Here is a 6,879-nt window from a genome sequence, read left to right on the forward strand (position 1 = left end):
TCATTTTACTGTCAATTAACCACAACCTATTTAATTTCAAAAGGAGATATATGGAATTATCTATGCTAACCAAATTAGTTACGGTAGCTTTTGCTCTCAATGTAATGGCTTATCCTGCTTTCGCAGAAGTTGCAAAAAATTCGGAAAAAACGACCGCTAGTCAAACTCAGCAGCAGAGCCAAAAAGGCTTTGAGTTAATTAAACAGAGCATTAATAAAAGCCCGAATGATAAGGCGATTTATCAAGGCATCAAACTGGATAATGGTATGGAGGTACTGCTGATTTCAGATAGCCAAGCGAATAAATCTTTGATGTCTGCCATTATTCCGATTGGCTCGGCGGACGATCCTGTTTCTCAGCAAGGGTTGGCTCACTATCTTGAACATATGATTTTGATGGGCTCAAAAAACTATCCTGAAACGAACAGCTTAGACGGCTTTTTAACTAAAAATGGCGGAATGAATAATGCCTCTACCGCTTCGCATCGCACGGCTTACTATCTTCAAGTGAATAATGAAGCCTTTAGTGAGGCGGTTGCTCGTTTGGCAGATACGCTCGCTTTCCCGCTTTTACTTGAAAAGAATGCGAAGAAAGAGGTAAATGCAGTGAATGCCGAGATGGTGCGAGCAAAATCGCATGATGGACATTTATTACACAGCGTGAATTTAGCTACCTCAAATCCAGCTCACCCTGCTACCAAATTTGCGGTGGGGAATAAAGAAACCTTATCAGATAAGCCAGACAGTAAGTTACAAACTGAGTTAGAGAAGTTTTATAAAGAACATTATTCAGCGAATTTATTTAAAGTAGTGCTTTATTCAAATCAGTCGATTGAGCAGATGGTGAAGTTGGCAGTAAATACTTTAGGCAAAATGGAAAATAAAAACCTCAGCGTACCACAAACGGCTGAGCCACGTTACCGAGCAGAAGATAAATCTGTTTTCATTCAATACAAGCCGGTGAAATCGACCAAAATGCTCGCTATTGGGTTTGATTTCCCGAACGATGAAATGCACTTTAAGCACAAAACAGGTGAGTATATCGCTTATGTGCTAAACAATAATACCGATGGTACTTTATCAGATTATTTAATCAAGCAAGGCTTATCTGACGGCGGTATTGAAGCGGTAAGTACCGCTAATATCGGGCGTGATCGTAGCTCATTTGATATTTATATTGAGCTAACCAATAAAGGCTTGGCTGAACAAGATAAAGTAATTTCCCTCGTGTTCCAACAAATTGAAAAAATTAAGCAAGAGGGCATTCAAGAGAGTTATTTCAATGAAGTAAAAGAGAGTCTGAAACAAGATTTCCAACACTTACAAGTTGAAAAAAGTATGGGCTTTGTTGAGTTCATTACCGACCAAATGCTTTATTTTCCATTAGAACACGTTATCGACCAACCTTATGTGGCGGAAACGATGGATAATGATGCAATTAAAGCAAAATTAGCACAGATGAATATCGACAATGCTCGTATTATATTAGTGAGTGATAATGCGATAACGGATAAGAAAACGCCACATTTTGAGGCGGACTATTCTGTGGCAAAAATCACAGAACAGCAAAAACAAAAATGGCTTGATTTCAGCCAAAATCCACAACTTAATTTACCAGAGCTCAACCCTTATTTCACCACAGATTTTTCATTAAATGTGGTGGAGAAAGGGCTAACTAAGCCAAAATTATTAGCTGAAAAGCAAGGCGAACTGATTTATGCAATGCCGAGCGTGAATTTTGCGACCGATCCGAAAGCAAAAATCAGTATGGCATTTAACATTCGCCCAAGACAGGACGATTTAAAAACTGCGACTGCTGCCGCCATTTTAGGTTATATGAACAATTTGGCACAAACCAAGCTCGATTTCCAATCTTCCATCGCAGGAATGAATTTAAGTTTAGCCCCAGCAGCTAACAGTTTGATTGCAAGTGCGGAGGGTTATACCCAAAACCTCAGCAAATTGATTTTAGACAGTATCAAACAGTTCAGCACTTTTGAGCTTAATGAAGAGGTATTAGCTCAAGCTAAACAGCGTTTGCACCAAGCCTTAGATCGTAGTGAGAAAGAAAATAGTCTCAATCAAGCGAATACAGCATTAGTGTATTTTGCGAGTTACCCTTATTTTGAGATAGTCAAACAGCGTGAGATGATCGACCAAATCAGCCTTGCTGATGTGCAAAAATTGCGTGATCGCATTTTGAATGACTCTACAGGCTTTAAGTTGCTTTCAGTGGGTAATTTATCGAATGAGCAGGTCTCTGAAATTGCTAAGCAAGTGCAAGCGGTTATAAAAAACAAAAAATTTGCAAATTCGACTGGACGGTATATTGATGTAAATACAAGCCAACGTAAACTCAATTTCATTAAAAACGTACCGAATGAAGACAATGCCTTGCTAATGGCATTCTTACCGAACGGCTATACAGAACTGGAGGGTGTAGTAAGAGCAAGATTGCTGAGAGATATTGTTTCTCGTTGGTATTTTGATGATTTGCGTACTGACAAACAACTGGGCTATGTGGTTTATGCTACCCAAACAGCCATTGGCAAAACCTCAGGCATTCAGTTTATGGTACAAAGCCCGAATACCACACCAGCAGGGATTTTAGAGCATAACAAACGTTTCTTTAAAGAGAGCTTTGAGCGTTTACAGAATCTATCTGATGAGGAATTTGTGAAATATCGCAATAGCTTGGTGGAAAAACTGCAATATAAGCCTGAATCTTTAGCGGAAGAATTCGCAGAGTTTGGCTCAGACTTTAGCAGAAATAATGCAAAATTTGACCGCTTGCAACAGGTTATTGAGCTAACCAAAGGCTTAACCAAAGCTGATATTGTGGCGTTTTACCAAAAAGCAGTAATCGATCAGCAAGCGTTTGTGTTTGTGAGTCAAGCAATAGGTACAAAAACCAATACAGAAGATGTAGCGAAGTTTGATAACTTTGAACAAGTTGAAAGCATTGAAAAGCTACAACGAGAGTTTGAGGTGAAGGATTATTGATAGATACAAAATGGGCGAACTAATTAGTTCGCCCATTGTTTATATTATTCCACAATCTTCACAGGATATAAGTAAGTATATCCGAATGGACTTTGTTTGTAGCCTTCAACACGTTTGCTGGTTGGAGCAAAGTTAATTGAGTGAGCCACGTTAATCCACGGAGCTTGCTCTCTTAAAATCACTTGAGCCTGTTCGTATAGCTTTGTACGTTCTGCTTTATCAGATGAGCCTAATGCTTTTTCTAATAAGGCATCTAACTCAGGGTTAGTGAAGCGAGCATAGTTACTGTTACCTACATTTTGTGTACCGAATAATGGCGATAAGAAGTTATCAGGGTCGCCATTATCGCCAGACCAACCGTAAGTCCCTGCGGTTAATTCGCCTGCTTTGGTACGTTTGATATAATCGCCCCATTCATAGGTAACTAAATTCGCTTTCACGCCGATTTTTGCCCAGTCTGCTTGAATAATTTCAGACATACGGCGTGGATTTGGGTTAGACGCGCGTACTACAGGCTGTACCCATAATTCAGTTTCAAAACCATTTGGGAAGCCGGCTTCAGCTAATAGCTGTTTCGCTTTCTCAATGTTATATTCTGACTCTGATAAGCTGTCGTTATAACCCCAAATTGTTGGCGGAAGCGGGTTTTTCGCTGCGAAACCATTACCTTGATACACAACATCAATAATCGCTTTTTTATCTACCGCTAAGTTTAATGCTTGGCGAACTTTCACATTATCAAATGGTGCTTTCTCGGTATTGAATGCCACATACGCAATATTTAAACCCGGTTGAGATAATAAGTTGATCTTCGGATCATTTTTCATTTTCTCAATATCGGTCGCATTCGGGAAGTCCATTAAATCACATTGACCAGATTGTAATTTCGCATAGCGGGTGGTTGCATCGGGCACGATCTCAAAGATTAAACGGTCGATATCCGGTTTGCCCTTCCAATACTCTTTATTTGCCACATAACGGCTTGCTTGGTCTAATACATAGCCACTAAACACAAACGGGCCTGTACCGATTGGGGTGGTATCTACCGCTTCTGGAGTGCCTGCTTTCATCATTTTATCGGCATATTCAGCAGAATAGATTGAGGTAAAATCCATACCTAGACTTGATAAGAATGACGCATCACGCTTAGTTAAAGTGATACGCACCGTACTATCATCTACTTTTTCTACCGATTTTAATAAGGTTGGGAACTTCATAGCGTTGAAGTATGGATAAGTCCCGTTTGAAACCGTGTGATATGGGTGGTTTTTATCTAATTGACGATTAAATGAGAACACCACATCATCTGCATTGAACTCACGGCTTGGGGTGAAATCTTTATTTGAGTGGAATTTCACGCCTTGACGTAATTTAAAGGTATAAGTTAAACCATCTTCGCTGATTTCCCAGCTCTCAGCTAATGCAGGTTCAATATCCGTTGTTCCCGGCACGAACTCTACTAAGCGATTATAAATTTGCTGTGAACTTGCGTTATAAGATAAACCGTCCATCATTAAAATTGGGCTAAAGCCTGTTGGCGAACGGCTTACGCAGTTTACAAAGGTTTTTTCTACCGCTGGTTTTGCGGCTGAAGTTGTTGTTTTATTTTCGCTTTTATCATCACAAGCTGCTAACGCTAATGCTGCTAACACACCTGCGCTGACTTTGGTTAAGGTTGATAATTTCATATATTCTCCGATGAGTCTTAGAGTTAATTGGCGAAGAGTACCCTTTATTATATAAAGAGTAAATAACAAAAAGTGTGCTGATATAACAAAATGATATAACAATAGGGTAAATAAGATGGTATTTGGCTGCGAAATATATTGAGAGAGGTTGCACGTAGTGCGACCTTACGGTAAGCTAATCCGCCCTTAACGACATTTCGCCAATGCCGAAATATTGAATGGTTTCGCCTTGTCGGAGAATTAACTCGCCTTGTTCGTTAATGCCGAGTGAAGTACCGTGAATTTCACTGTTTTCTGTAACCAATTTCACGGGTTTATTATAGAAAATATCGAATTTTTGCCAGCGTTCGGCATAGTGAGAGAAACCGACAAGCGGGTAAATTTTGAGATTTTTTTGCAACTCAAAAGCTAAATGGCAGACTAGCTTGTTGCGGTCGAAATGGTATTGCGATAAATCCGCCCACGCTTGGGTAACAATGGTCTCATCAACTTTCGTCATACCTAAATTCAAGCCAATCCCAATCACTAAATTCAAGCCATTACGAGTGGCTTGGCTTTCTAGCAAAATACCGCCCATTTTTTTGCCTTTGTAGTAAATATCATTCGGCCACTTGATTTGAATATCTTCCACATTTTGTGCCGAGAGACTTTCAGCAATAATTAACGCCACCACAAGACTAAGTGGAGGCAGATTGGCGGCTTCTTCATTTGGGTAATGCCATAAAATCGAGAAATAGAGATTTTCACTCTCTGGCGAATACCACGTTCGCCCGCGTCTGCCACGCCCTGCAGTCTGTTTTTCCGCAAGGCAGACTGAGCCATTTTCTAAGGTTTGATGATGTGTGAGTAAATATTCATTGGTTGAGCCAATTTCATCAAACACAATGGCTTGTCCGCAGAGTAAGGCTTCTTGAATTTGCTTCTGGTTGAGCTTCATTGTTATCTCACTTAGCGAGTGATCTGCTCGCTATCTACTTCACCATTTTTGCCGATAAAACGCACTTCAGGCTGGATTTCTACGCCAAATTTTTCACGCACACGTTGGCGAACGGTTTTTGCCAATTCAGCAACGTCTCTTCCTGTAGCATTTTCTTTATTAATTAAGACTAAAGCTTGCTGGGTATGCACTGCCGCACCACAAATTTGTAAGCCTTTTAAACCAGCTTGGTCAATCAACCAACCTGCGGCTAATTTGATTGTTCCATCAGGCTGTAGATAACTTGGAATGGTTGGGAATTGGGCTTGTATTTCCGCAAATTGTTCTGCCGAAATAATCGGGTTTTTGAAAAAACTGCCTGCGTTGCCAAACTCATCGGGGTTTGGCAATTTTGAGGAGCGAACTTCGCACACCTCGTCAAAAATTTGTTGAGGCGTAACGGTTTGTGGGTCAAGTTGCGTGAGTGAGCCATAAGTCAGCACAGGTTGCCACGCTTTAGCAAATTTTAAGCCAACAGAAATAATCGCAAATTCATCACGATATTGATGTTTGAACACACTTTCACGGTAGCCAAAACCGCACTCTTCTTTTGAAAGCGTAAAGTGTTCGCCTGTGCGTAAATTTAACACTTCGACAAAATCACACACTTGCTCAAACTCTACGCCATAAGCACCGATGTTTTGAATAGGAGCAGAACCAGCGACACCGGGAATTAACGCAAGATTTTCAATGCCTGCAATGTTATGGGCTAATGTCCACTTCACTAGCTCGTGCCAGTTTTCTCCACCTTGAACGTGCAAATAGTGGAATTGATCATCTTCACGATGTGTAATCCCTTTCAGTTTATTCACTAACACTACACCGTCAAAATTTTCTAAAAATAAGACGTTAGAGCCTTGCCCTAGAATCAAAATCGGCATTTGAGCATTAAAGGCTTTTTGCCATTCGGTAAGCAGTTGTTCAACGCTGGTAAATTCAATAATTTGCGTTGCTTTTGCTGGCAAATGGAAAGTATGAAAAGGGGTTAAACTGTGTTTCATCATCAAATTAGTTAGTTAAGAAGTGGAAATAACAAGCGGTGATATTTTTACAAAATTTTGCAATTAAGATTTGGGCAGGCACAGGACCTGCCCCTTGTATATCTCAAATGAGTTAAACTAAGCAACACAACCCGTTATCGGCATCTCGTCTCGTCCCTTGAAAGCACTTCGTTGTGTAGCTTAGAGAGCCGATAACTTTCATCACAAAAACC

Annotated in this window: 4 protein-coding genes; 1 reads left to right on the plus strand and 3 read right to left on the minus strand. The window is 40.3% G+C overall.

The features are described from left to right. Positions 1–50: 50 nt before the first annotated feature. A complete protein-coding gene (gene ptrA, locus ACERCG_RS10590; protein WP_373612032.1) occupies positions 51–3,002 on the plus strand; it encodes a pitrilysin in 2,952 nt (983 codons plus the stop codon). Between the two features lie 44 nt (positions 3,003–3,046). Here ptrA and ACERCG_RS10595 read toward each other — a convergent pair whose 3' ends face one another. The 3 genes from ACERCG_RS10595 to murB all read right to left on the minus strand — a co-directional run bounded on the left by ACERCG_RS10595 (position 3,047) and on the right by murB (position 6,667). Beyond that, complete coding sequence (locus tag ACERCG_RS10595; protein ID WP_373612033.1) at positions 3,047–4,690, minus strand: ABC transporter substrate-binding protein; 1,644 nt, start codon at positions 4,688–4,690, stop codon at positions 3,047–3,049. 175 nt (positions 4,691–4,865) lie between these two features. Beyond that, positions 4,866–5,627, minus strand: a complete 762-nt coding sequence (locus tag ACERCG_RS10600; RefSeq protein WP_373612035.1) for a biotin--[acetyl-CoA-carboxylase] ligase — start codon at positions 5,625–5,627, stop codon at positions 4,866–4,868. Between the two features lie 11 nt (positions 5,628–5,638). Further along, positions 5,639–6,667 carry a UDP-N-acetylmuramate dehydrogenase gene (murB, locus tag ACERCG_RS10605; protein ID WP_373612036.1) on the minus strand — a complete coding sequence of 343 codons (1,029 nt, stop codon included), beginning with the start codon at positions 6,665–6,667 and terminating at the stop codon, positions 5,639–5,641. Between the last annotated feature and the right edge of the window lie 212 nt (positions 6,668–6,879).

The organism is Mannheimia sp. E30BD, assembly GCF_041807785.1.
Lineage (GTDB): Bacteria > Pseudomonadota > Gammaproteobacteria > Enterobacterales > Pasteurellaceae > Mannheimia.

What these genes read in the sequence shown, in the direction of transcription:
- ACERCG_RS10595 (WP_373612033.1), bottom strand. Translation starts at nt 4,690, where the DNA reads ATGAAATTATCAACCTTAACCAAAGTCAGCGCAGGTGTGTTAGCAGCA.
- ptrA (WP_373612032.1), top strand. Translation starts at nt 51, where the DNA reads ATGGAATTATCTATGCTAACCAAATTAGTTACGGTAGCTTTTGCTCTC.
- murB (WP_373612036.1), bottom strand. Translation starts at nt 6,667, where the DNA reads ATGAAACACAGTTTAACCCCTTTTCATACTTTCCATTTGCCAGCAAAA.
- ACERCG_RS10600 (WP_373612035.1), bottom strand. Translation starts at nt 5,627, where the DNA reads ATGAAGCTCAACCAGAAGCAAATTCAAGAAGCCTTACTCTGCGGACAA.